Below are 21,070 nucleotides of genomic sequence, written 5' to 3' on the forward strand. Positions count from 1 at the left end.
CTTATCACGGACTGATGTACCCAAAGAAAGAGATGCTGGCGTGTCCAGCACGCACGTTGTTAATGATGTAGCCGTGATAAAGAGGTCGTAATGCCAGGCAGCACCTTGTTCAAAGCGTTTGTTTTGTTTATCGCCCTTTGGGCTCCCGTCACACAGGCCGATTCCGGTTGGCAACCTGTCAAGGAAACAATCCGTAAGAGCGATAAGGACACCCGTCAGTATCAGGCGATTCGTCTTGATAACGGGATGACCGTACTGCTGGTTTCCGATCCTCAGGCGGTGAAATCGCTCTCCGCGCTGGTTGTGCCGGTGGGTTCGCTGGAAGATCCTGACGCCCATCCGGGACTGGCGCACTACCTTGAGCACATGACGCTGATGGGATCTAAAAAATACCCACAGCCTGACAGCCTGTCCGAATTTCTGAAAATGCATGGCGGCAGCCACAACGCTAGTACCGCGCCGTATCGCACCGCGTTTTACCTGGAAGTGGAAAATGATGCGCTTGATGGGGCGGTGGATCGTCTGGCGGATGCCATCGCCGCACCGCTGCTGGATAAAAAATACGCTGACCGTGAACGTAATGCCGTGAACGCCGAACTGACGATGGCGCGCACGCGAGACGGTATGCGCATGGCGCAGGTTAGTGCTGAAACCATCAATCCGGCGCACCCGGGTTCGCGCTTCTCAGGCGGCAACCTTGAAACGCTGAGCGACAAGCCAGGTAGCCCGGTGCTCGATGCGCTGCATGCGTTTCGTGAAAAATACTATTCCGCCAATCTGATGAAAGCGGTTATCTACAGCAATAAACCGTTGCCGACGCTGGCAAACATGGCCGCGCAGACCTACGGCAGGGTGCCAAATAAAAATATCGATCTGCCGCAGATTAACGTGCCAGTTGTCACGGACGCGCAAAAAGGCATTGTTATTCACTATGTGCCGGCCTTGCCGCGCAAGGTGTTACGCGTTGAATTCCGTATTGATAACAACACGGCGCAGTTCCGCAGCAAAACCGACGAGCTGGTGACGTATCTTATCGGCAACCGCAGCCCGGGTACGCTCTCCGACTGGCTGCAAAAGCAGGGGCTGGTGGAAGGTATTCGCGCTGACTCCGATCCCGTTGTAAATGGGAATAGCGGCGTGCTGGCCATCTCCGCGACGCTGACCGATAAAGGGCTGGCTCACCGGAACGACGTCGTTGCGGCCATTTTCAGTTATCTCTCTCTGCTGCGCGACAAAGGCGTCGATAAACGCTACTTTGACGAGCTGGCGCATGTGCTGGATCTCGATTTCCGCTATCCCTCTATCACGCGTGATATGGACTACGTTGAGTGGCTGGCAGATACCATGATCCGCGTGCCGGTGGAACATACGCTGGATGCGGTAAATATTGCCGACCAGTTTGACGCCGGAGCGCTCAAAGCGCGTCTGGCGATGATGACTCCGCAGAATGCCCGCGTCTGGTATATCAGCCCGAACGAACCGCATAACAAAATGGCCTACTTCGTTGATGCCCCGTATCAGGTTGAAAAAATCAGCGAACAGACCTTCGCGGGCTGGCAGAAAAAGGCGGGGGAAATTGCGCTGAAGTTACCGGAGCTTAACCCCTACATCCCGGACGATTTCTCGCTGATCAAACCCGCAAAGGCGTATCCGCACCCGGAGCTGATTGTTGATGAGCCGACGCTGCGCGTGGTCTACACCCCAAGCCGCTATTTCGCCGACGAGCCAAAAGCGGATGTCAGCGTGGTGCTGCGTAACCCCAAAGCAATGGACAGCGCCAGAAACCAGGTGCTGTTTGCGCTTAATGATTATCTGGCCGGTATTGCCCTCGATCAGCTCAGCAACCAGGCTGCCGTTGGTGGTATCAGTTTCTCCACCAACGCCAATAACGGCCTGATGGTGAATGCCAACGGCTATACCCAGCGTTTGCCGCAGCTGTTCCAGGCGCTGCTGGACGGTTATTTCAGCTATACGCCTACGGAAGAACAGCTCGAGCAGGCTAAGTCCTGGTATGCCCAGATGATGGATTCTGCCGAGAAGGGTAAAGCCTACGATCAGGCGATTATGCCAGCACAGATGCTGTCGCAAATTCCGTACTTCCAGCGCGAAGATCGCCGCGCGATATTGCCCTCAGTCACCTTAAAAGAGGTGCTGGCTTACCGTGATGCGCTGAAAACCAATACCCGTCCGGAGTTCCTGGTTGTAGGGAATATGAGCGAAGATCAGGCTAAAACGCTGGCGCAAAACGTCCGTGCGCAACTGGGTTCAAAAGGCGATGAGTGGTGCCGTAACCAGGATGTGCTGGTAGAGAAAAAGCAGAACGTGATCTTCGAAAAAGCGGGAAGCAGCACGGATTCCGCGCTGGCCGCGGTGTTTGTCCCTGTCGGTTATGACGAATTTACCAGCTCTGCCCAGAGTGCTGTGCTTGGTCAAATTATTCAGCCGTGGTTTTACAACCAGCTGCGCACCGAAGAGCAGCTGGGCTATGCGGTGTTCGCTTTCTCCATGAATGTGGGCCGTCAGTGGGGGCTGGGCTTCCTTCTGCAAAGCAGTGACAAGCAACCCGCTTACCTGTGGCAGCGTTATCAGGCGTTCTTCCCGCAGGCGGAAGCAAAACTGCGCGCCATGAAGCCGGAAGAGTTTGCCCAAATCCAGCAGGCGGTTATCGCCCAGGTGATGCAACCGCCGCAGACGCTGGGTGAAGAGGCCTCGCAGCTGAGCAAAGATTTTGATCGCGGTAATATGAAATTTGATTCGCGTGATAAAATAGTGGCCGAAATAAAACAGCTGACGCCACAAAAGGTTGCCGATTTCTTCCATCAGGCGGTAGTAAAACCGCAGGGTATGGCCATCCTGTCTCAGGTTTCTGGCAGCCAGAACGGGAAAACGGACTACGTAAAATCAAAAGAGTGGACCGTCTGGAAGAGCGTCAGCGCGCTGCAACAAACAATGCCCTGGAGTAAGAAAGAATGACCCATACCGCTGAGCCGCTTGATCCCCTAAGTTTACCTCTACAGGGTGAGCGACTGATTGAAGCCTCAGCGGGAACGGGAAAAACCTATACCATCGCCGCGCTCTATCTGCGTCTGCTGTTGGGGCTCGGCGGCAACGCCGCTTTTTCGCGCCCGTTAAGCGTGGAAGAGCTGCTGGTGGTAACCTTCACCGAAGCGGCCACTGCCGAGCTGCGTGGCCGTATTCGCAGCAACATTCATGAGCTGCGCATTGCCTGTCTGCGTCAGACGACGGATAACCCCCTCTACGCGAGCCTGCTGGACGAGATTGCGGATAAGCAACAGGCCGCGCAATGGCTGCTGCTGGCCGAACGGCAAATGGATGAAGCGTCCGTCTTCACCATTCACGGTTTTTGTCAGCGCATGCTGAGCCTGAATGCGTTTGAATCCGGCATGCTCTTTGAGCAGCAGCTTATTGAAGATGAATCCGAGCTTCGCTATCAGGCCTGTGCGGATTTCTGGCGTCGACACTGTTATCCGTTGCAGCGCGACATTGCCGAAGCGGTTCACGCCCTGTGGAAAGGTCCGGAAGAGCTTCTTCGCGCCATCGACCGTTACCTGCAAGGCGAGGCGCCGGTCATTAAATCTCCTCCGCCTGCCGATGAAACGCTGGCCTCGCGCCATGAAAAGATCGTCGCCAAAATTGCCGCGCTTAAGCAGAAGTGGAATGAGTCGGTCGGTGAAATTGATGCAATCATCGAAAACTCAGGCATCGACAGACGCAAGTTCAACCGTGGGAACCAGGGGAAGTGGATCGAAAAGATCAGCGCCTGGGCCCAGGAGGAGACGCGGGGCTACCAGCTTCCGGACGCACTGGAAAAATTTTCGCAACGCTTTTTGACCGAGCGAACCAAAGCCGACGGTATTGTGCCTGAGCATCCCCTGTTTGTGGCGATTGAAGCGCTGCTTGCGGAGCCATTAACGCTCAATGACCTGATGATCACCCGCGCCATGACGGAGATCCGCCAGGCCGTCGCGCGCGAAAAACGTCGCCGGGGCGAGCTGGGGTTTGATGACATGCTGAGCCGCCTGGACGAAGCCCTGTCCAGCGAGAATGGTGAAGCGCTCGCCAGCGCGATCCGTACCCGTTTTCCGGTGGCGATGATTGACGAATTTCAGGACACCGACCCCCAGCAGTACCGCATTTTTCGCCGCATCTGGCGACAGCAGCCCGACACTGCCCTGTTGTTGATTGGCGACCCTAAACAGGCGATTTACGCCTTCCGTGGGGCAGATATCTTCACCTATATGAAAGCCCGTAGTGAAGTTGTCGCGCATTACACGTTAGACACCAACTGGCGTTCCGCTCCGGGGATGGTTGAGAGCGTCAATGCGCTGTTCAGCCGTATGGAGACGGCGTTCATGTTCAAGGAAATCCCTTTTCTGCCGGTGAAATCCGCCCCAAAAAACGCATCCCTGCGCTTCGAAGTCAGTGGCGCGGAGCAGCCCGCCATGACCTTCTGGCTGCTTGAAGGGGAAGGCTATGGCGTTGCTGATTATCAGGCGGCGATGGCCCAGCACTGCGCCGCGCAAATCCGTGACTGGCTGAGCGCAGGCAACCGCGGCGAGGCGCTGCTGTGGAAGGGGGAACAGGCAAATCCTGTTAAAGCCTCTGATATTACCGTGCTGGTGCGCAGTCGTCAGGAAGCGGCGTTAATCCGCGATGCGCTAACATTGCTGGATATTCCGTCAGTGTATCTCTCTAACCGTGACAGCGTGTTCGACACGCTGGAAGCCCAGGAAATGCTCTGGCTGCTTCAGGCGGTACTGGCGCCGGAGCGCGAAAATACGCTTCGAAGCGCGCTGGCCAGCTCTATGCTGGGGTTGAACGCGCGCGATATTGATGAGCTCAACCATGACGAAAACGCATGGGATGCGGTGGTTGAAGAGTTTGTCCATTACCGTGAACGCTGGCAAAAACGCGGCGTCATGGCGATGCTGCGCGAATTGATGACGCGGCGTCAGATTGCCGAAAATATGCTGGCGTCATCCGGCGGTGAAAGGCGTCTTACCGATATTTTACACATTAGCGAACTGTTGCAGGAAGCCGGCACCCAGCTTGAAAGTGAACATGCCCTCGTGCGCTGGCTGGCGCAGCAAATCGCGGATCCAAACAGTAACGCCTCAAGCCAGCAGATGCGTCTTGAGAGCGATAAGCATCTGGTGCAAATCGTCACCATTCACAAATCGAAAGGTCTCGAGTATCCGCTGGTCTGGCTGCCCTTTATCGCCAACTACCGCGTTCAGGATCAGGCCTATTATCATGACCGCGAGACTTTCGATGCGGTGCTCGATCTCAGCAAGGCGGAAACCAGCGTTGAGCTGGCGGAAGCGGAGCGTCTGGCGGAGGATTTGCGCCTGCTTTACGTGGCGCTGACCCGTTCTGTCTGGCATTGCAGCCTGGGCGTCGCGCCGGTTTTCCGCCGTCGCGGGGAGAAAACAGGGGAGAGCGATTTCCATTTAAGCGCCTTAGGGCGGCTTATTCAGCGTGGTGAGCCGAAAGATGCGGCGGGGTTGCGCCTCTGTATTGAGTCGCTTTGCGGAGACGATATCGCCCTGCATATCCCTTCTCTGCCAGACAACAGCCGCTGGGAAATGGCGCAAGAGCCCGTGACCGATCTTAACGCGCGCCAGATCACACGGGTGCTTGCCGACGACTGGCGCGTCACCAGCTATTCTGGCCTGCAACAGCAAGGGCAAAGTATTGCGCAGGATCTCATGCCGAAGCTGGACGTGGATGCCGCAGGGGTAGGCGATGTTCCGGTTGAACCGACGTTAACTCCGCATCAGTTCCCACGCGGCGCGTCGCCGGGCACCTTTTTGCACAGCCTTTTTGAAGAGCTTGATTTCACCCAGCCTGTCAGTGAGGAGTGGGTGCTGAAGATGTTGCAGAGCGGAGGCTATGACGCGCACTGGCAGCCCGTTCTCACTGACTGGATCAACGCCATTTTGCAAGCGCCGCTGACGGCGCAGGGCTTCTCTCTTCGCCAGTTAACGGCCAAAAATAAGCAGGTTGAGATGGAGTTTTATCTGCCCGTCGCAGGCCCGCTTAAGGCCGACGCGCTCGATGCGCTTATCCGTCAGTACGATCCGCTGTCAGCCGGTTGCCCGCCGCTGAACTTCCGTCAGGTGCAGGGCATGCTGAAAGGGTTTATCGACCTGGTCTTCCGTCACGAAGGACGGTACTACCTGCTGGATTACAAATCAAACTGGCTGGGCGAGAACAGCGCAGCCTATACCCAGCAGGCGATGGCGGCCGCCATGCAAATGCATCGCTACGATCTGCAATATCAGCTCTATACCCTGGCGCTGCACCGCTATTTGCGCCACCGTATTGCGGATTATCGCTACGACGATCATTTTGGCGGTGTCATCTACCTGTTCCTGCGCGGGGTTGATGCTGCCGATCCGCGCTCCGGGATCTTCAGCACTCGTCCGGATGCGGAATTGATTAATAAAATGGATAACCTGTTTGCAGCAAACACGGAGGAGATGGCATGACGATGCAGGACTTATTGCTGGATGCGGTAGAGCAACGCGTGCTGCGTCAGCTGGACGTGCAGTTTGCCATGATGATTGCCGCTGACCAGCCCGCCGTGATGCTTGCCGCTGCCCTGTTGAGTAAAGATGCCGGAGAGGGGCATGTGTGTCTGCCGCTCTCGCGTCTGGTGGTTGACGAGAAAATGCCGCCTGTCCTCCAGTCCTGCTTTGCGCTGCTGGGAGATAAGGTGGACTGGCAGAAAATCTTGCGGGAATCGTCAGCCGTTGGGCCGGGAGACAACCAGGCACCGCTGATCCTGACGGGGGAGCGCTTATACCTGAACCGCCTGTGGCGAAATGAACTGACGGTAGCGCGTTTCTTTAGTGAGACCAATGCGCCGCTTCCCTGCGACGAAGCACAGCTTCGCCAGACGCTGGACAGGCTGTTTGACTCCGGTGAGGACACAGACTGGCAGAAAGTGGCGGCGGCCGTCGCCCTGACGCGGCGGATCTCGGTGATATCCGGCGGCCCGGGAACGGGGAAAACAACGACCGTCGCAAAGCTGCTGGCAGCCCTGATACAGCTTTCAGGAGAGCAGCGATGCCGTATTCGTCTGGCGGCGCCCACCGGGAAGGCTGCGGCGCGTCTGACCGAATCACTGGGCGGCGCGATGCAACAGCTGCCGCTCACTCAGGAGCAGCTTGCGCTTTTCCCGGGTGAAGCAAGTACTCTGCACCGTCTGCTCGGCGCGCAGCCGGGTAGCCAGCGGCTGCGCTACCATGCAGGTAATCCGCTGCATCTGGACGTGCTGGTGGTGGATGAAGCCTCCATGATCGACCTGACCATGATGTCGCGCCTGATTGATGCTCTGCCACCCCATGCGCGGGTGGTTTTCCTGGGCGATCGCGACCAGCTCGCCTCTGTAGAAGCCGGGGCGGTGCTGGGAGATATCTGTACCTACGCCAGTTACGGTTATACCGCCGCGCGGGCGCAGGAGCTCGCCCGTCTGACCGGCTGCTCGCTTGAACCCGATCACACGCCGATCGCGGGCGCACTGCGTGACAGCCTGTGCCTGCTGCAAAAAAGCTACCGTTTCGGTAGCGACTCCGGCATCGGCCAGCTGGCTGCGGCGGTCAACCGTGGCGACAGGCACGCCACGCGCACGGTGTTTGACGGTACCTTCACTGACATTGAAAAGAAATCGCTGCAAAGCGGGGAAGAGTATCAGGCTATGCTTGAGGAGGCTCTCCAGGGATACCAGCATTTTCTGAGCTGCGTGCAGCAGTGCAGTCAGCCCGGACAGGTCATCGCCGCATTTGGCGAATACCAGCTTCTGTGCGCATTGCGGGAAGGGCCGTTTGGCGTCACGGGCCTGAACGACAGGCTGGAGCAGTTGCTGGTGCAGAAACGCAAAATTAACCGTCAGCTGCATTCGCGATGGTATGAAGGCCGGCCAGTGATGATCTCCCGCAACGACAGTGCGCTGGGGCTGTTCAACGGGGATATCGGCATTGCGCTCGATCGCGGTAACGGTCTGCTCGTCTGGTTCCAGCTACCGGACGGTAGCGTGAAGTCCGTCCAGCCCAGCCGCCTGCCAGAGCATGAAACGGCATGGGCGATGACGGTACATAAATCTCAGGGCTCCGAGTTCAACCATGCGGCGCTGATCCTGCCGACACAGCTGTCGCCGGTAGTGACCCGCGAACTGGTCTACACCGCCATTACCCGTGCGCGCCAGCGCCTGTCGCTGTATGCGGATGAGCGCGTGTTGAGCCAGGCTATTGCCACCCGTACCGAGCGCAGAAGCGGATTAAGCGCGATATTTGAATCTGTCTGAGTGAACGCCCTCTCCAACAGGAGAGGGTGACTGTTATCCCAGGTCCGCCATTAACACCTTCGAGCGGCGCTGGTAGTTGTACATCTCTTTCTTACTTTCCGGCAGGGAATCAATATCCACCGGCGTGAAGCCGCGCTCCTGGAACCAGTGAATGCTGCGCGTGGTGAGCACGAACAGCTTGCTCAGACCCATCTGGCGCGCCTGTGCCGCCACGCGTTCAAGCAGCAGTTCCCCCCGCGAGGAGCTACGGTAATCCGGGTGCACGGCAACGCACGCCATTTCGCCAATCTGCTCTTCCGGGAACGGATAAAGCGCCGCACAGGCAATGGTCAGGTTATCGCGCTGAATGATGGTGAACTTGTCGATCTCCATCTCCAGCTGCTCCCGGGAGCGGCGAACCAGAATGCCCTGTTGTTCCAGCGGACGGATCAGCTCCAGAATGCCGCCGATATCGTTGATGGTGGCACGGCGGATCTGCTCGGCGCTCTCCATGACGATCTGCGTACCGATCCCGTCCCGGGAGAACAGTTCCTGCAACAGCGCACCGTCTTCCTGATAGCTGATCAGGTGGCTGCGGCGCACCCCGCTGCGGCACGCTTTAACGGCGCCGCGCAGAAAACGCACGGTACCGGAATAGTAATCGCCTTCTGCTTCCAGCGCTTCCACGCGCGCCTGGGCTTCATTCGGAAAAAGTTCTGGCACAATCACGCCCTCATCGTTCACGACACCCTGCGAGGAGCAAAAGCCGATCATTTTTTCCGCTTTCAGCTTGATGGCCAGCTGGGTGGCAATCTCTTCTGAGGTCAGATTAAAACTTTCACCCGTTACGGAGACGGCAACGGGCCCCATCAGGACGATCGCGCCATTGTCTAACTGGCGGTGAATGGCGTCTTCATCAATACGGCGGATGCGGCCGCTGTGGCAGTAATCCACGCCATCGTCCACGCCGAGCGGCTGAGCGATGATAAAGTTGCCGCTCACCACGTTAATGTGCGCGCCCTGCAACGGCGTATTATTCAGGCTCATCGACAGGCGGGCGGTGATATCGAGCTGCAACAGACCCGCCGCCTGTTTGACCAGTTCGAGGGTTTTCGCATCCGTCACGCGCGTGTGTTTGTGGTAGATCGGCTCATGGTGATGGGCGGCCAGGTTGGCTTCGATTTGCGGACGTGCGCCATACACCACCACCAGACGGATGCCGAGGCTGTGCAGCAGGCCGATATCATTGACGATGCTGGAAAAGTTTTCATGCTCAATGGCTTCGCCGCCAAGCATGATGACAAACGTTTTTCCCCGATGGGTGTTGATATAGGGAACAGAATGGCGGAATCCCTGGACCAGTTCGGTTCTGCGTTCCTTAACCATGATACAACCCTTAGTGAATGTTTATTCGTAATTTATGTATTTTTATTCGATCGCGGCCGCGTGTGCAAGCCTAAATTTTCTGCGACCCACAGAAAATAATAAGTAATCCGTGCGTTAACGTATGATTGTTTACCCTTTTATAGATGACAGTTTATGCGTCATTCGTTAAAGTTTTCGGTCAATTTGGGCGTTTTGTTCATCAATCAGATTTCTTGCTCGGGAGAAGCATGTCGGGATCCAATTCAGCAATAAGCCGCCGCCGCCTGTTAAAAGGGGCCGGGGCGATGTGGTTGCTTAGCGTCAGCCAGGTGGGTCTTGCCGCCACAAGCCAGGTAGTCGCGGTGCGCGTCTGGCCGTCGTCGACCTATACGCGCGTGACGGTCGAGTCCAATCGCGTGCTGAAATACAAGCAATTTGCCCTCAGCAATCCTGAACGTGTGGTGGTTGATCTCGAAGGTGTGAACCTCAACTCCGTGCTTAAAGGCATGGCAGCACAAATCCGTGGCGACGATCCGTTTATCAAATCGGCGCGCGTCGGGCAGTTCGATCCGCAAACCGTGCGCATGGTGTTTGAGCTGAAGCAGAACGTGAAACCGCAGCTCTTTGCCCTTGCGCCTGTTGCCGCCTTTAAGGAGCGTCTGGTGATGGATCTCTATCCGGCGAATGCGACGGATATTCAGGATCCGCTCCTGGCATTACTTGAGGATTACAACAAAGGCGATCTCGACAGCCAGGTTCCGCCAGCGCAAAGTGGTCCAAAGCCTGGCAAGGCGGGGCGCGATCGCCCGATTGTGATCATGCTCGATCCTGGCCACGGCGGAGAAGATTCCGGCGCCGTCGGGAAATATCGCACCCGCGAAAAAGATGTGGTGCTGCAAATTGCCCGTCGTCTGAAGGCGTTGATCGACAAAGAGGGCAATATGCGCGCCTATATGACGCGCAACGAAGATGTCTTTATTCCGCTGAAGGTCCGCGTGGCAAAAGCGCAAAAGCAGCGCGCGGATCTGTTTGTCTCTATTCATGCGGATGCCTTCACCAGCCGCCAGCCGAGCGGATCCTCAGTGTTTGCCCTGTCAACAAAAGGGGCGACCAGCACCGCGGCGAGATACCTGGCGGACACGCAGAACGCCTCGGATTTAATCGGTGGTGTGAGCAAAAGTGGCGACCGTTACGTCGACCATACGATGTTTGATATGGTGCAGTCGCTGACTATTACCGACAGCCTGAAGTTTGGTAAAGCGGTGCTGGGCAAACTGGGCCGGGTCAACAAGCTGCACAAAAACAGCGTCGAGCAGGCCGGATTTGCGGTACTGAAAGCGCCGGATATTCCTTCCATTCTGGTCGAAACCGCGTTTATCAGTAACGTGGAAGAGGAACGTAAGCTCAAGACGGCTAAATTCCAGCAGGAAGTGGCGGAGTCGATTCTGGCGGGGATCCGGGCCTACTTCTCAGACGGGGAAACGCTGGCGCGGCGGGGGTAGGGCATTAAGCCGGGTATCATGCCCGGCATTTTCACAAACGCCAGATACAAAAAAACACCCTTCAGGGTGTTTATTGTTTTAAGAAGTGTTGGTTGCGGGGGCCGGATTTGAACCGACGACCTTCGGGTTATGAGCCCGACGAGCTACCAGGCTGCTCCACCCCGCGTCCGTCTTTCTACACTTGTAGAAACTTACTTCTTCAAATTTGATTGGTTGCGGGGGCCGGATTTGAACCGACGACCTTCGGGTTATGAGCCCGACGAGCTACCAGGCTGCTCCACCCCGCGTCCGTCTTTTTGCTTCGTATTTCAAACCACATCTGCGTTGACTTTCCTCGTTCACCTCAGTCACTTACTGGAGTAAGCTCCTAAGGATTCACTGCGTCGTCGCCTTGCTGTGATTCGAACTACTTCGCAAAAACTTCTACAGTCGTAGAAGATACTTCATCAAATTTTAATTGGTTGCGGGGGCCGGATTTGAACCGACGACCTTCGGGTTATGAGCCCGACGAGCTACCAGGCTGCTCCACCCCGCGTCCGTGGAAGCGCACTATACTCGGATAGGTTTGTGATGCAACCCCTTTTTCACATAATTCATTATTTTGTATGCAAAATGAACGGCAAAAGCCACTTTGGACTATTTTTTGTGCAGAATTTGCCAAAGGGAAGGCGATTGCATTTCATTAACACGGTGGGTTTGTTATCTTCATCTCGCGGAATTGGGCAACTAAAAGACGAGATATAATGAAAGGACGTTGGGCGAAGTATCTGATGACAGGCGCAATGGTGGCGATTCTTGCGGCCTGCTCTTCCAAACCGACCGATCGCGGTCAACAGTATAAAGACGGGAAATTATCCCAGCCTTTCTCTTTAGTTAACCAGCCCGATGCCGTGGGTGCTCCAATCAATGCCGGGGATTTCTCCGAGCAGGTGTACCAGATCCGCAAAGCGTCGCCGCGCCTGTATGGCGCACAGAACAACGTTTATAGTGCCGTGCAGGACTGGCTGCGTGCAGGCGGTGATACCCGCAATATGCGCCAGTTTGGTATCGATGCCTGGCAGATGGAGGGGGCGGATAACTACGGTAACGTCCAGTTTACCGGTTACTACACCCCGGTTGTCCAGGCGCGACACACGCGCCAGGGCGAGTTCCAGTATCCCATTTACCGTATGCCGCCGAAACGCGGTCGTCTGCCGTCCCGCGCCGAGATCTACGCCGGCGCGCTGAGCGAAAATTATGTTCTGGCCTACAGCAACTCGCTGATGGACAACTTCATTATGGACGTGCAGGGCAGTGGCTATATTGATTTTGGCGACGGCTCGCCGCTGAACTTCTTTAGCTATGCCGGTAAAAATGGCCATGCCTATCGCAGCATCGGTAAGGTGCTGATCGACCGTGGCGAAGTGAAACGAGAAGATATGTCGATGCAGGCTATCCGCGAATGGGGCGAAAAGCACAGCGAAGCGGAAGTGCGTGAGCTGCTTGAGCAGAACCCATCGTTTGTCTTCTTCAAACCGCAGAACTTTGCGCCGGTGAAAGGGGCGAGCGCCGTCCCGCTGATTGGCCGCGCTTCTGTGGCATCGGATCGTTCGATTATTCCGGCGGGTACCACGCTGCTGGCGGAAGTTCCACTCCTCGACAACAACGGCAAATTCAACGGCAAATATGAATTACGCCTGATGGTGGCGCTGGACGTGGGTGGGGCGATCAAAGGCCAGCACTTCGACATTTATCAGGGCATCGGCCCGGATGCCGGCCATCGTGCAGGCTGGTATAACCACTACGGACGCGTGTGGGTGCTGAAGACAGCGCCGGGTACCGGAAACGTATTCAGCGGCTGATTGTGGTATTCTGAGCGCAAGACGGATTACGGTTCAGGGTGAGGAATACCTCACCCTTTTTACATCTGAGGTTTTATGTCTGTGGTAATCAGCGATGCCTGGCGCCAGCGTTTCGGCGGCACGGCACGGTTATATGGTGAAAAAGCCCTGCAACTGTTCGCGGATGCGCATGTCTGCGTGGTGGGCATTGGTGGCGTGGGTTCGTGGGCGGCAGAAGCGCTGGCGAGAACCGGCATTGGCGCAATTACGTTGATTGATATGGATGATGTCTGCGTGACTAACACTAACCGTCAGATCCACGCCCTGCGTGATAACGTCGGTCTGGCGAAGTCCGAGGTGATGGCGGAGCGTATTCGTCTCATCAACCCGGAGTGCCGGGTGACGGTGATCGACGACTTTGTGACGGCAGATAACGTCGCGGAGTACATGAGCAAAGGCTACAGCTATGTGATTGACGCCATCGACAGCGTGCGGCCAAAAGCGGCGCTGATCGCTTACTGTCGTCGTTACAAGGTGCCGCTGGTCACGACCGGCGGCGCGGGCGGGCAAATCGATCCGACGCAGATCCAGGTGGCGGATCTGGCGAAAACCATTCAGGATCCGCTGGCTGCCAAGCTGCGTGAACGCCTGAAGAGCGACTTCAATGTGGTGAAGAACAGCAAGGGCAAGCTGGGCGTCGACTGCGTGTTCTCCACCGAAGCGCTGGTCTACCCGCAGGCGGATGGTTCAGTTTGTGCGATGAAAAGCACGGCGGAAGGGCCAAAGCGGATGGATTGTGCCTCTGGGTTTGGAGCGGCCACCATGGTGACCGCCTCCTTCGGCTTTGTGGCGGTCTCTCACGCCCTGAAGAAGATGATGGCGAAGGCGGAACGTCAGGCCTGAGCCTGACGGGCGGCATCCAGCACCGCGTCGTTTAGCGCAATCAGTCCCTGACCGCGCGAGGCGCTAAGCTGCGCGCGAAGTCCCAGCTCATCAAACAGCGCCAGCGGAGAATGCGCCAGCAGCTCTGCGGCGCTTTTCCCTTCGATTGCGGTCAACAGCACCGCCAGCAGACCGCGAACAATGCGTCCCTCGCTGTCGCCGAAGAAATGCAGTTTCTCACCGGATACGCTAAACCCAAGCCAGACGCGGTTCTCGCAGCCTGCGATCTCCTTCGCCTGTAATTTCAGCTCGTCTGACAGTGCAGGCAACTGTTTGCCCAGCAGGATCAGCTGACGATATTTATCTTCCCACTGCGTGAGCGGGACAAAGGTCTGTTTTAACGTCTCTTCAGTAATAACGGTGCCGAACGGGTGTCCGGCTAAAGCTGAACTTGTCATTAATCCACCAGTAATTCCAGGGCGCGGTCGACGGCGGAAACCAGCGCATCGACGTCACTTTTTGTATTGTACGGTGCAAACGAGGCGCGCAGGGTACCGCTCACGCCAATAGCCGCCAGCAGCGGCTGGGCGCAGTGCTGTCCGGCACGCAGGGCAATGCCGTATCCGGCAAGTAGCGTTACCATGTCGCTATGGTGCACGCCCGCGAAATCAAAGGCGAGCAGGCTGGAGTCCTGCACGCGGAACGAGCGAAAACCCGGACGTTTTTTCAGTTCTTCTTCCGCCAGCGTCGCCAGACCCCGGCTCCAGCTTTCAGCCTGAACCACGTCCGTTTCTGCCAGCCATTCGAGCGCCGCGCTCAGGCCAATAACCCCGGCCACGTTCGGTGTACCGGCTTCCAGGCGGTAGGGCACATCCTGCGTTTTAAAACCGTCGAAGGTGACTTCGGTAATCATCTTGCCGCCGCCGAGCCACGGCGTCATCCGGGCCAGCAGTTCAGGTTTGCCGTACAGCGCGCCGATACCGGTTGGCCCGTACAATTTGTGCCCTGAGAAGGCATAGAAGTCGATATCCAGCGCCTGCACATCAGCCGGAAAATGCACCACACCCTGCGCACCGTCGACCATCACCACCACGCCGCTGGCATGGGCAATCTCAATGGCACGCGCCAGATCCGGACAGCCGCCGGTGACGTTGGACATCTGCCCCAGCGCCAGAATACGGCTGCGCGGCGTAATCAGCTCAGGCAGACGCGCCACGTCAGGCAGGAAGTCCGCACCCAACGGGAGCTTTACAACCTGTGCCCCGGTTTGTTCGGCCACCATCAGCCAGGGCACCAGGTTGGCGTGGTGTTCCGCCTCGCTGACGATGATCTCATCCCCGGGCTGCAACAGCGGACGCGCGTAACATTGCGCAACCATGTTAATGGCCTCGGTGGTGCCCCGCGTCCAGACGATGTTCTTACCGCTGTCAGCATTGATCAGGCGCGCGACCTGATCCCGTGCGGCTTCGTATTGCGCCGTTAAGCGCTGCGCGTCGGCATACTGGCTGCGGTGCACGTTCCCGGCGCTCAGGCTGTAAAACTGGCGGGTTGCCTCAATCACCGCCTGCGGTTTAAGGGCCGTGGCAGCGCTATCAAGATAAATGCCGGCATCGGCCAGCGCGGGAAACTGTGCGCGAAACTGCGCAGGACTGAAAGCGTTCATGGAATTCCTCATATCGATTCTACGATCGTCGCGCAAATTCATCGGCAGGGCAAGGAAGTTGATATCTATCAGATTTGTCTGCTTATCCTGGCGAGTCTGAAAAAGCAGGTTATGCTAAATAGTGTTAGGCGGATGTTTTAGCCTGTTATAAATCGAGGTTTGAATAGCATTAATTGCTAAAGGAGATAATCATGAAAAAGACAGCTGCAATCATTTCTGCCTGTGCGTTGACCTTTGCCCTGAGCGCCTGTTCTGGAAATAACTACGTAATGCATACCAACGATGGTCGATCTATCGTCTCTGAAGGGAAACCGACAACCGATAATGATACCGGGATGATTTCATACAAAGATGCTAACGGGAACAAACAGCAGATCAATCGCACTGACGTGAAAGAGATGAAGGAAATCGAGCATTAACAGTTAGATAAGCGAAAAAAAAGCACCGCAAGTTGGCGGTGCTACATTAATCACTATGGACAGACAGGGTAAATGTACAGGAAGTGAAAAATTGGTAGCGTTGCTACCGTGGTCTGAATCGCAGACCAATTGCAAACACAACAACACAACATCACAACCGTAAGCCAAAAGCCCTTCAGAACACGCATTCCAAAAAAAGCTTTTCGTTCCGGCTCAGGAAGTGCCGCCACTATAGGTATTTGCTGGTAGTTCCTCAACGGACAAATTATAATGGCTCAGATAAAAAAAACTAATAGGTTAAACGTTGTTTCCTATATGTTAAATCTCGTTAACATCTAAGCCAGATAACCATGTCCAAGCGATTGCCACCCCTTAATGCATTACGTGTTTTTGATGCAGCAGCACGCCACCTCAGCTTCACGCGCGCAGCCGATGAGCTTTTTGTGACACAGGCCGCAGTAAGTCATCAAATCAAGTCTCTGGAGGATTTTCTGGGGCTTAAGCTGTTCCGTCGACGCAACCGTTCGTTGTTGTTGACCGAAGAGGGGCAGAGCTATTTTCAGGATATTAAAGAGATTTTTTCCCAGCTGACGGAAGCCACTCGCAAGCTTCAGGCCCGGAGCGCAAAAGGCGCTCTGACTGTGAGTTTATTGCCCAGTTTTGCCATTCAGTGGCTGGTGCCGCGACTCTCAAGCTTTAACTCAACTTATCCGGGAATCGATGTCCGAATCCAGGCGGTGGACCGTCAGGAAGACAAGCTGGCAGATGATGTGGACGTGGCGATTTTTTACGGTCGCGGTAACTGGCCGGGCTTGCGTGTGGAAAAATTATACGCAGAATATCTGTTGCCGGTCTGTTCACCGCTGCTGCTGACGGGGGATAAAGCGCTCAAAACGCCCGCCGATCTGGCGCAACATACGCTTTTGCACGATGCTTCGCGTCGCGACTGGCAAACTTATACCCGCCAGTTAGGTCTTAATCATATAAACGTGCAGCAGGGGCCCATTTTTAGCCACAGCGCGATGGTGCTACAGGCTGCCATTCACGGGCAGGGCGTGGCGTTGGCAAACAACGTTATGGCGCAGTCCGAAATTGAGGCAGGCCGTCTGGTTTGCCCATTTAACGATGTACTGGTCAGCAAGAATGCATTTTATCTGGTTTGTCATGACAGTCAGGCAGAACTGGGTAAAATAGCCGCTTTCCGGCAGTGGATACTGGCGAAAGCGGCAAGCGAGCAAGAAAAATTCCGCTTCAGGTATGAACAATAACGTTTGTGTGCCGGGCACGCATCAATTCAGGACTTAAACATGACCAGCCGATTCATGCTGATTTTCGCCGCGGTGAGTGGCTTTATTTTTGTAGCTCTGGGCGCGTTTGGCGCGCATGTCTTAAGCAAATCTCTGGGCGTTGTGGAGATGGGTTGGATCCAGACCGGCCTTGAATATCAGGCGTTCCACACGCTGGCAATTTTTGGGCTGGCGGTGGCGATGCAGCGCCGCATCAGCATCTGGTTTTACTGGAGCAGCGTCTTTCTGGCGCTGGGTACCGTACTGTTCAGCGGCAGTCTTTACTGTCTGGCGCTGTCGCATTTACGCCTGTGGGCGTTTGTTACACCTGTCGGCGGCGTCAGCTTCCTGGCGGGTTGGGTGTTAATGTTTATCGGAGCTATCCGTCTGAAACGCAAGGGCGTTGTTCATGAATAAGGTTGTTTTATATTGTCGCCCGGGGTTTGAGAAAGAGTGCGCCGCGGAAATCACCGATAAAGCGGCGAAGCGTGAAGTCTTTGGATTCGCTCGCGTCAAAGAGAACGCGGGCTATGTGGTATTTGAATGCTATCAGCCTGATGATGCCGACAAGCTGGCGCGCGAACTGCCGTTCAGCTCATTGATTTTCGCCCGTCAGATGTTTGTCGCGGGCGAACTGCTGAAAGATCTTCCGCCGGAAGATCGCATCACGCCGATTGTTGGCCTGTTGCAGGGTGTGGTGGAGAAGGGCGGCGATTTGCGCGTGGAAGTGGCCGACACCAACGAAAGCAAAGAGCTGATGAAGTTCTGCCGTAAGTTCACCGTGCCGCTGCGCGCGGCGCTGCGTGATGCAGGTGTGCTGACAAACTACGAAACGCCAAAGCGCCCAGTCGTGCATATCTTCTTTATTGCGCCAGGATGTTGTTACGCAGGCTACTCGTATACCACCAATAACTCGCCGTTCTTTATGGGGATCCCGCGTCTGCGCTTCCCGGCAGATGCGCCGAGCCGTTCAACCCTCAAGCTGGAAGAGGCGTTTCACGTCTTTATCCCGGCGGACGAGTGGGACGAACGGCTGGCAAACGGCATGTATGCCGTCGACCTTGGCGCGTGCCCGGGCGGCTGGACCTATCAGCTGGTGAAACGCAACATGTGGGTTTCGTCCGTTGATAACGGCCCAATGGCGCAAAGCCTGATGGACACCGGACAGGTCACCTGGCTGCGTGAAGACGGTTTCCGCTATCGCCCGAACCGCAACAACATCTCCTGGATGGTGTGCGACATGGTTGAGAAACCGGCGAAAGTGGCCGCGCTGATGGCCTCCTGGCTGGTGAACGGCTGGTGTCGTGAGACGATTTTCAACCTCAAGCTGCCGATGAAAAAGCGCTACGAAGAGGTGTCGCAGAACCTGGCTTATATTCAGCAGCAGCTGGATGAACACGGGATTAACGCGGAAATCCAGGCGCGTCAGCTTTATCACGACCGCGAAGAAGTGACGGTGCATATCCGTCGCTGGTGGGCGGCCGTGGGGGGGCGTCGCGACGAGCGATAACGTTTGTAACGCCCGGTGGCGCTGCGCTTACCGGGCCTACAAAATCGTGTAGTTGTTTTAACGCTCTAACCTTAACTGCTGTAAATTCCCGTCCAGTTGTAAATCCGTCTGTAGCGTCGCCACCTCCCGGCAGATAAACGCCATTTCTTTATGCGCCTCCAGCTTTTTACGCCATTTATCCGGCACCTCGTTCAGCCGGGCGTACATCCCTTCCAGACTCTGAAACTCCGTCAGCAGCTGTGCGGCGCTTTTGGGTCCAATACCGGCGACACCCGGCACTTTAGAGCTGCTGATCCCCGCCAGCCCCCAGTAATCCGGCAGTTGCTCAGGCGATACGCCAAACTCGCTGGCAATGAACGGCGCGTCCAGCCAGCGTTTTTGAAAATAGTCGCGAATACGGATAGTGGGGGAGAGCAGCTGGCAGTAGCCTTTGTCGGTTGAAACGATAGTCGCCTGATGTCCGGCGCTCGCGACTTTAACCGCCAGCGTTGCGGCTAAATCGTCAGCCTCATTACCGTGGGCGCCCCAGCACGGAACGCCGCGCTGCTCAAAGGCCGCGCGGATAGCGGGCATTTCTGCGTGCAGATCGTCCGGCATCGGCGCACGCCCGGCTTTGTAGTCCGGCAGGCGCTGGTGCCGCCAGCCCGTGTTGCGGGCTTCGTCATCAAAAACCGCGACCGCATGGGTGGGTTCACTGTGGCGGATAAGCTGCTCCAGCGCGTGTAAACAGGTGTCCTTGCAGGGTGTGCCCTGTACCGCATGAATACGGCGAATCAGGTTAAGAGCATCGACGATAAGCAAATGAACGGCCACAGATAATCTCCCTTCTGTCTAATGGGTGAAGGGTAACACTGAGCGCAGCATGAAACTATGAATGGTGGGGAAAACAGGAAGAAGCCTCGCAAAACGAGGCTTTCTGAGAGGCTTAATCGCAGGTGACGATCTTCATCGCCAGGCCACCGCGGGAGGTTTCGCGGTATTTGGCGTTCATATCTTTGCCGGTTTCGTACATGGTTTCGATAACCTTGTCGAGGCAGACGCGCGGTTCGCTGGTACGACGCAGCGCCATACGGGCCGCGTTCACTGCTTTCACCGAGGCGATGGCGTTACGTTCGATGCATGGCACCTGGACCTGTCCGCCGACCGGATCGCAGGTCAGCCCCAGGTTATGTTCCATGCCGATTTCCGCCGCGATACAAACCTGCGCAGGGCTTGCGCCCAGCAATTCGGCCAGACCCGCCGCCGCCATAGAGCAGGCTACGCCCACTTCACCCTGACAGCCTACTTCCGCGCCAGAAATTGAGGCGTTCATCTTGTACAGTGAGCCAATCGCACTGGCGACCAGCAGGTAGCGTGCAAGTGAGTTTGCGTTCACTTCGCGGATAAACTTGTCGTAATACGCCAGGACCGCCGGAACAATGCCGCACGCCCCGTTGGTTGGTGCGGTGACGACGCGGCCGCCCGCGGCGTTCTCTTCGTTCACCGCCAGCGCGAACATGTTGATCCAGTCGACGACGGCCATCGGATCGGTGGTGGTTTTGTCGGCGCTGACCAGCATGCGGCGCAGCGCAGCCGCACGACGCGGAACACGCAGTTTACCCGGCAGCACGCCTTCGGTGGTGATCCCGCGCTCAATGCCGCTGCGCATTACTTCCCAGACGTTAGCGAAGTGCTGTTCCAGTTCCTCTTTGCTGTGCAGGGCCAGCTCGTTTTTCATCATCAGGCCGGAGAGAGAAAGCCCTGTCTCCTGGCAGTGACGCTGTAAGTCGGCCGCGTTTTTGTAAGGGTACGGCACATCAACAGCAGAATTGGTGCTTTGACCAAAATGGTCCTCGTCGACGATAAACCCGCCGCCGATGGAGTAATACGTCTGGCTGTAAACCGCTTTGTCGCCGGCCAGCGCGGTAATGCGCATGCCATTCTCGTGCAACGACAGGTTATCCGCATGGAAATTCATGCAGTGATCAACCGGGAATTCAACCTCATGCTCGCCGTTCGCCAGCAGCAAACGACCGTGGGTGTTCACGTCCTGGATAAAGCCAGGTATTGCATCAATATCAACGGTATCCGGCAGATTACCCGCCAGCCCCATGATAATGGCAATATCGGTATGGTGGCCTTTACCGGTCAGGGAAAGGGAACCATATACATCGACAACCACGCGGGTGATGTCGTGCAAAATGCCGCGTGCAATCAAGTCATCCGTGAATTGTTTACCGGCTTTCATTGGTCCGACGGTGTGAGAGCTGGAAGGACCAATACCGATTTTGAAGATATCGAATACGCTAATCATGATGCGTCCATTGCTTCAGTCA

General features: G+C 56.3%; 15 protein-coding genes and 3 tRNA genes. 10 read left to right on the forward strand and 8 right to left on the reverse strand.

Annotation, left to right across the window (positions count from 1 at the left end; translation table 11 throughout):
- Positions 1-90 precede the first annotated feature (90 nt).
- Genes ptrA through recD form a run of 3 tightly spaced genes read left to right on the forward strand, consistent with a single transcriptional unit; the run spans position 91 to position 8,329 of the window.
- Positions 91-2,973, forward strand: a complete 2,883-nt coding sequence (gene ptrA, locus AM329_RS23290; protein ID WP_032610060.1) for a pitrilysin — start codon at positions 91-93, stop codon at positions 2,971-2,973.
- The gene (gene recB / locus AM329_RS23295; RefSeq protein ID WP_032610059.1) at positions 2,970-6,512 is read left to right on the forward strand and encodes an exodeoxyribonuclease V subunit beta; all 3,543 of its coding nucleotides are present in this window, start codon (positions 2,970-2,972) and stop codon (positions 6,510-6,512) included. The genes ptrA and recB overlap by 4 nt, the downstream gene beginning before the upstream one ends.
- Positions 6,509-8,329: an exodeoxyribonuclease V subunit alpha gene (recD, locus tag AM329_RS23300; protein WP_075155273.1), complete on the forward strand. Its 1,821-nt coding sequence runs from the start codon at positions 6,509-6,511 to the stop codon at positions 8,327-8,329. The genes recB and recD overlap by 4 nt, the downstream gene beginning before the upstream one ends.
- Before the next feature lie 33 nt (positions 8,330-8,362).
- On the opposite strand, the gene argA is transcribed toward recD, so the two are convergent.
- Positions 8,363-9,694, reverse strand: a complete 1,332-nt coding sequence (argA, locus tag AM329_RS23305; RefSeq protein WP_003862767.1) for an amino-acid N-acetyltransferase — start codon at positions 9,692-9,694, stop codon at positions 8,363-8,365.
- A gap of 227 nt (positions 9,695-9,921) precedes the next feature.
- Here argA and amiC point away from each other — a divergent pair, with 227 nt between their 5' ends.
- A complete protein-coding gene (gene amiC, locus AM329_RS23310) occupies positions 9,922-11,175 on the forward strand; it encodes an N-acetylmuramoyl-L-alanine amidase AmiC (protein WP_003862766.1) in 1,254 nt (417 codons plus the stop codon).
- Between the two features lie 89 nt (positions 11,176-11,264).
- Here the strand turns inward: amiC and AM329_RS23315 are convergent.
- The 3 genes from AM329_RS23315 to AM329_RS23325 all read right to left on the reverse strand — a co-directional run bounded on the left by AM329_RS23315 (position 11,265) and on the right by AM329_RS23325 (position 11,710).
- Positions 11,265-11,341, reverse strand: a tRNA-Met gene (locus tag AM329_RS23315).
- Positions 11,342-11,385: 44 nt separating this feature from the next.
- A tRNA-Met gene (locus AM329_RS23320) sits at positions 11,386-11,462 on the reverse strand.
- A gap of 171 nt (positions 11,463-11,633) precedes the next feature.
- Positions 11,634-11,710, reverse strand: a tRNA-Met gene (locus tag AM329_RS23325).
- Positions 11,711-11,918: 208 nt separating this feature from the next.
- Here AM329_RS23325 and mltA point away from each other — a divergent pair.
- Both mltA and tcdA read left to right on the forward strand, forming a co-directional pair.
- Positions 11,919-13,016, forward strand: coding sequence for a murein transglycosylase A (gene mltA / locus AM329_RS23335; protein ID WP_003862765.1), 1,098 nt, complete (start codon positions 11,919-11,921; stop codon positions 13,014-13,016).
- 75 nt (positions 13,017-13,091) lie between these two features.
- Positions 13,092-13,898 (forward strand): tRNA cyclic N6-threonylcarbamoyladenosine(37) synthase TcdA, encoded by an 807-nt coding sequence (gene tcdA / locus AM329_RS23340; RefSeq protein WP_006811804.1) that lies wholly within the window; start codon positions 13,092-13,094, stop codon positions 13,896-13,898.
- Here tcdA and csdE read toward each other — a convergent pair.
- Positions 13,889-14,335, reverse strand: a complete 447-nt coding sequence (csdE, locus tag AM329_RS23345) for a cysteine desulfurase sulfur acceptor subunit CsdE (protein WP_003862762.1) — start codon at positions 14,333-14,335, stop codon at positions 13,889-13,891. The genes tcdA and csdE overlap by 10 nt on opposite strands.
- A complete protein-coding gene (gene csdA / locus AM329_RS23350; protein WP_022651789.1) occupies positions 14,335-15,540 on the reverse strand; it encodes a cysteine desulfurase CsdA in 1,206 nt (401 codons plus the stop codon). The genes csdE and csdA overlap by 1 nt, the downstream gene beginning before the upstream one ends.
- A 191-nt stretch (positions 15,541-15,731) precedes the next feature.
- On the opposite strand from csdA, the gene AM329_RS23355 reads away from it, so the two are divergent.
- From AM329_RS23355 to rlmM, 4 genes are all read left to right on the forward strand, one after another.
- A complete protein-coding gene (locus tag AM329_RS23355) occupies positions 15,732-15,959 on the forward strand; it encodes a YgdI/YgdR family lipoprotein (protein WP_003862759.1) in 228 nt (75 codons plus the stop codon).
- A 350-nt stretch (positions 15,960-16,309) separates the two neighbouring features.
- Positions 16,310-17,227 (forward strand): glycine cleavage system transcriptional regulator GcvA, encoded by a 918-nt coding sequence (gene gcvA, locus AM329_RS23360; protein WP_003862758.1) that lies wholly within the window; start codon positions 16,310-16,312, stop codon positions 17,225-17,227.
- A gap of 39 nt (positions 17,228-17,266) precedes the next feature.
- Positions 17,267-17,662 (forward strand): DUF423 domain-containing protein, encoded by a 396-nt coding sequence (locus tag AM329_RS23365; RefSeq protein WP_003862756.1) that lies wholly within the window; start codon positions 17,267-17,269, stop codon positions 17,660-17,662.
- Entirely contained in the window at positions 17,655-18,755 is a 1,101-nt protein-coding gene (gene rlmM / locus AM329_RS23370; protein WP_003862754.1) for a 23S rRNA (cytidine(2498)-2'-O)-methyltransferase RlmM, read from the forward strand. Before AM329_RS23365 ends, rlmM begins: the two co-directional genes overlap by 8 nt.
- Positions 18,756-18,812: 57 nt before the next feature.
- Here rlmM and xni read toward each other — a convergent pair whose 3' ends face one another.
- Both xni and AM329_RS23380 read right to left on the reverse strand, forming a co-directional pair.
- Entirely contained in the window at positions 18,813-19,568 is a 756-nt protein-coding gene (gene xni, locus AM329_RS23375) for a flap endonuclease Xni (RefSeq protein WP_003862753.1), read from the reverse strand.
- A gap of 112 nt (positions 19,569-19,680) precedes the next feature.
- Entirely contained in the window at positions 19,681-21,048 is a 1,368-nt protein-coding gene (locus AM329_RS23380; protein WP_003862751.1) for an L-serine ammonia-lyase, read from the reverse strand.
- Between the last annotated feature and the right edge of the window lie 22 nt (positions 21,049-21,070).

Source organism: Enterobacter cloacae complex sp. AR_0002, assembly GCF_001922365.1.
GTDB lineage: Bacteria > Pseudomonadota > Gammaproteobacteria > Enterobacterales > Enterobacteriaceae > Enterobacter > Enterobacter hormaechei_C.

What these genes read in the sequence shown, in the direction of transcription:
- tcdA (WP_006811804.1), top strand. Translation starts at nt 13,092, where the DNA reads ATGTCTGTGGTAATCAGCGATGCCTGGCGCCAGCGTTTCGGCGGCACG.
- AM329_RS23365 (WP_003862756.1), top strand. Translation starts at nt 17,267, where the DNA reads ATGACCAGCCGATTCATGCTGATTTTCGCCGCGGTGAGTGGCTTTATT.
- csdE (WP_003862762.1), bottom strand. Translation starts at nt 14,335, where the DNA reads ATGACAAGTTCAGCTTTAGCCGGACACCCGTTCGGCACCGTTATTACT.
- rlmM (WP_003862754.1), top strand. Translation starts at nt 17,655, where the DNA reads ATGAATAAGGTTGTTTTATATTGTCGCCCGGGGTTTGAGAAAGAGTGC.
- AM329_RS23380 (WP_003862751.1), bottom strand. Translation starts at nt 21,048, where the DNA reads ATGATTAGCGTATTCGATATCTTCAAAATCGGTATTGGTCCTTCCAGC.
- amiC (WP_003862766.1), top strand. Translation starts at nt 9,922, where the DNA reads ATGTCGGGATCCAATTCAGCAATAAGCCGCCGCCGCCTGTTAAAAGGG.
- mltA (WP_003862765.1), top strand. Translation starts at nt 11,919, where the DNA reads ATGAAAGGACGTTGGGCGAAGTATCTGATGACAGGCGCAATGGTGGCG.
- recB (WP_032610059.1), top strand. Translation starts at nt 2,970, where the DNA reads ATGACCCATACCGCTGAGCCGCTTGATCCCCTAAGTTTACCTCTACAG.
- argA (WP_003862767.1), bottom strand. Translation starts at nt 9,694, where the DNA reads ATGGTTAAGGAACGCAGAACCGAACTGGTCCAGGGATTCCGCCATTCT.
- csdA (WP_022651789.1), bottom strand. Translation starts at nt 15,540, where the DNA reads ATGAACGCTTTCAGTCCTGCGCAGTTTCGCGCACAGTTTCCCGCGCTG.
- ptrA (WP_032610060.1), top strand. Translation starts at nt 91, where the DNA reads ATGCCAGGCAGCACCTTGTTCAAAGCGTTTGTTTTGTTTATCGCCCTT.
- AM329_RS23355 (WP_003862759.1), top strand. Translation starts at nt 15,732, where the DNA reads ATGAAAAAGACAGCTGCAATCATTTCTGCCTGTGCGTTGACCTTTGCC.
- recD (WP_075155273.1), top strand. Translation starts at nt 6,509, where the DNA reads ATGACGATGCAGGACTTATTGCTGGATGCGGTAGAGCAACGCGTGCTG.
- gcvA (WP_003862758.1), top strand. Translation starts at nt 16,310, where the DNA reads ATGTCCAAGCGATTGCCACCCCTTAATGCATTACGTGTTTTTGATGCA.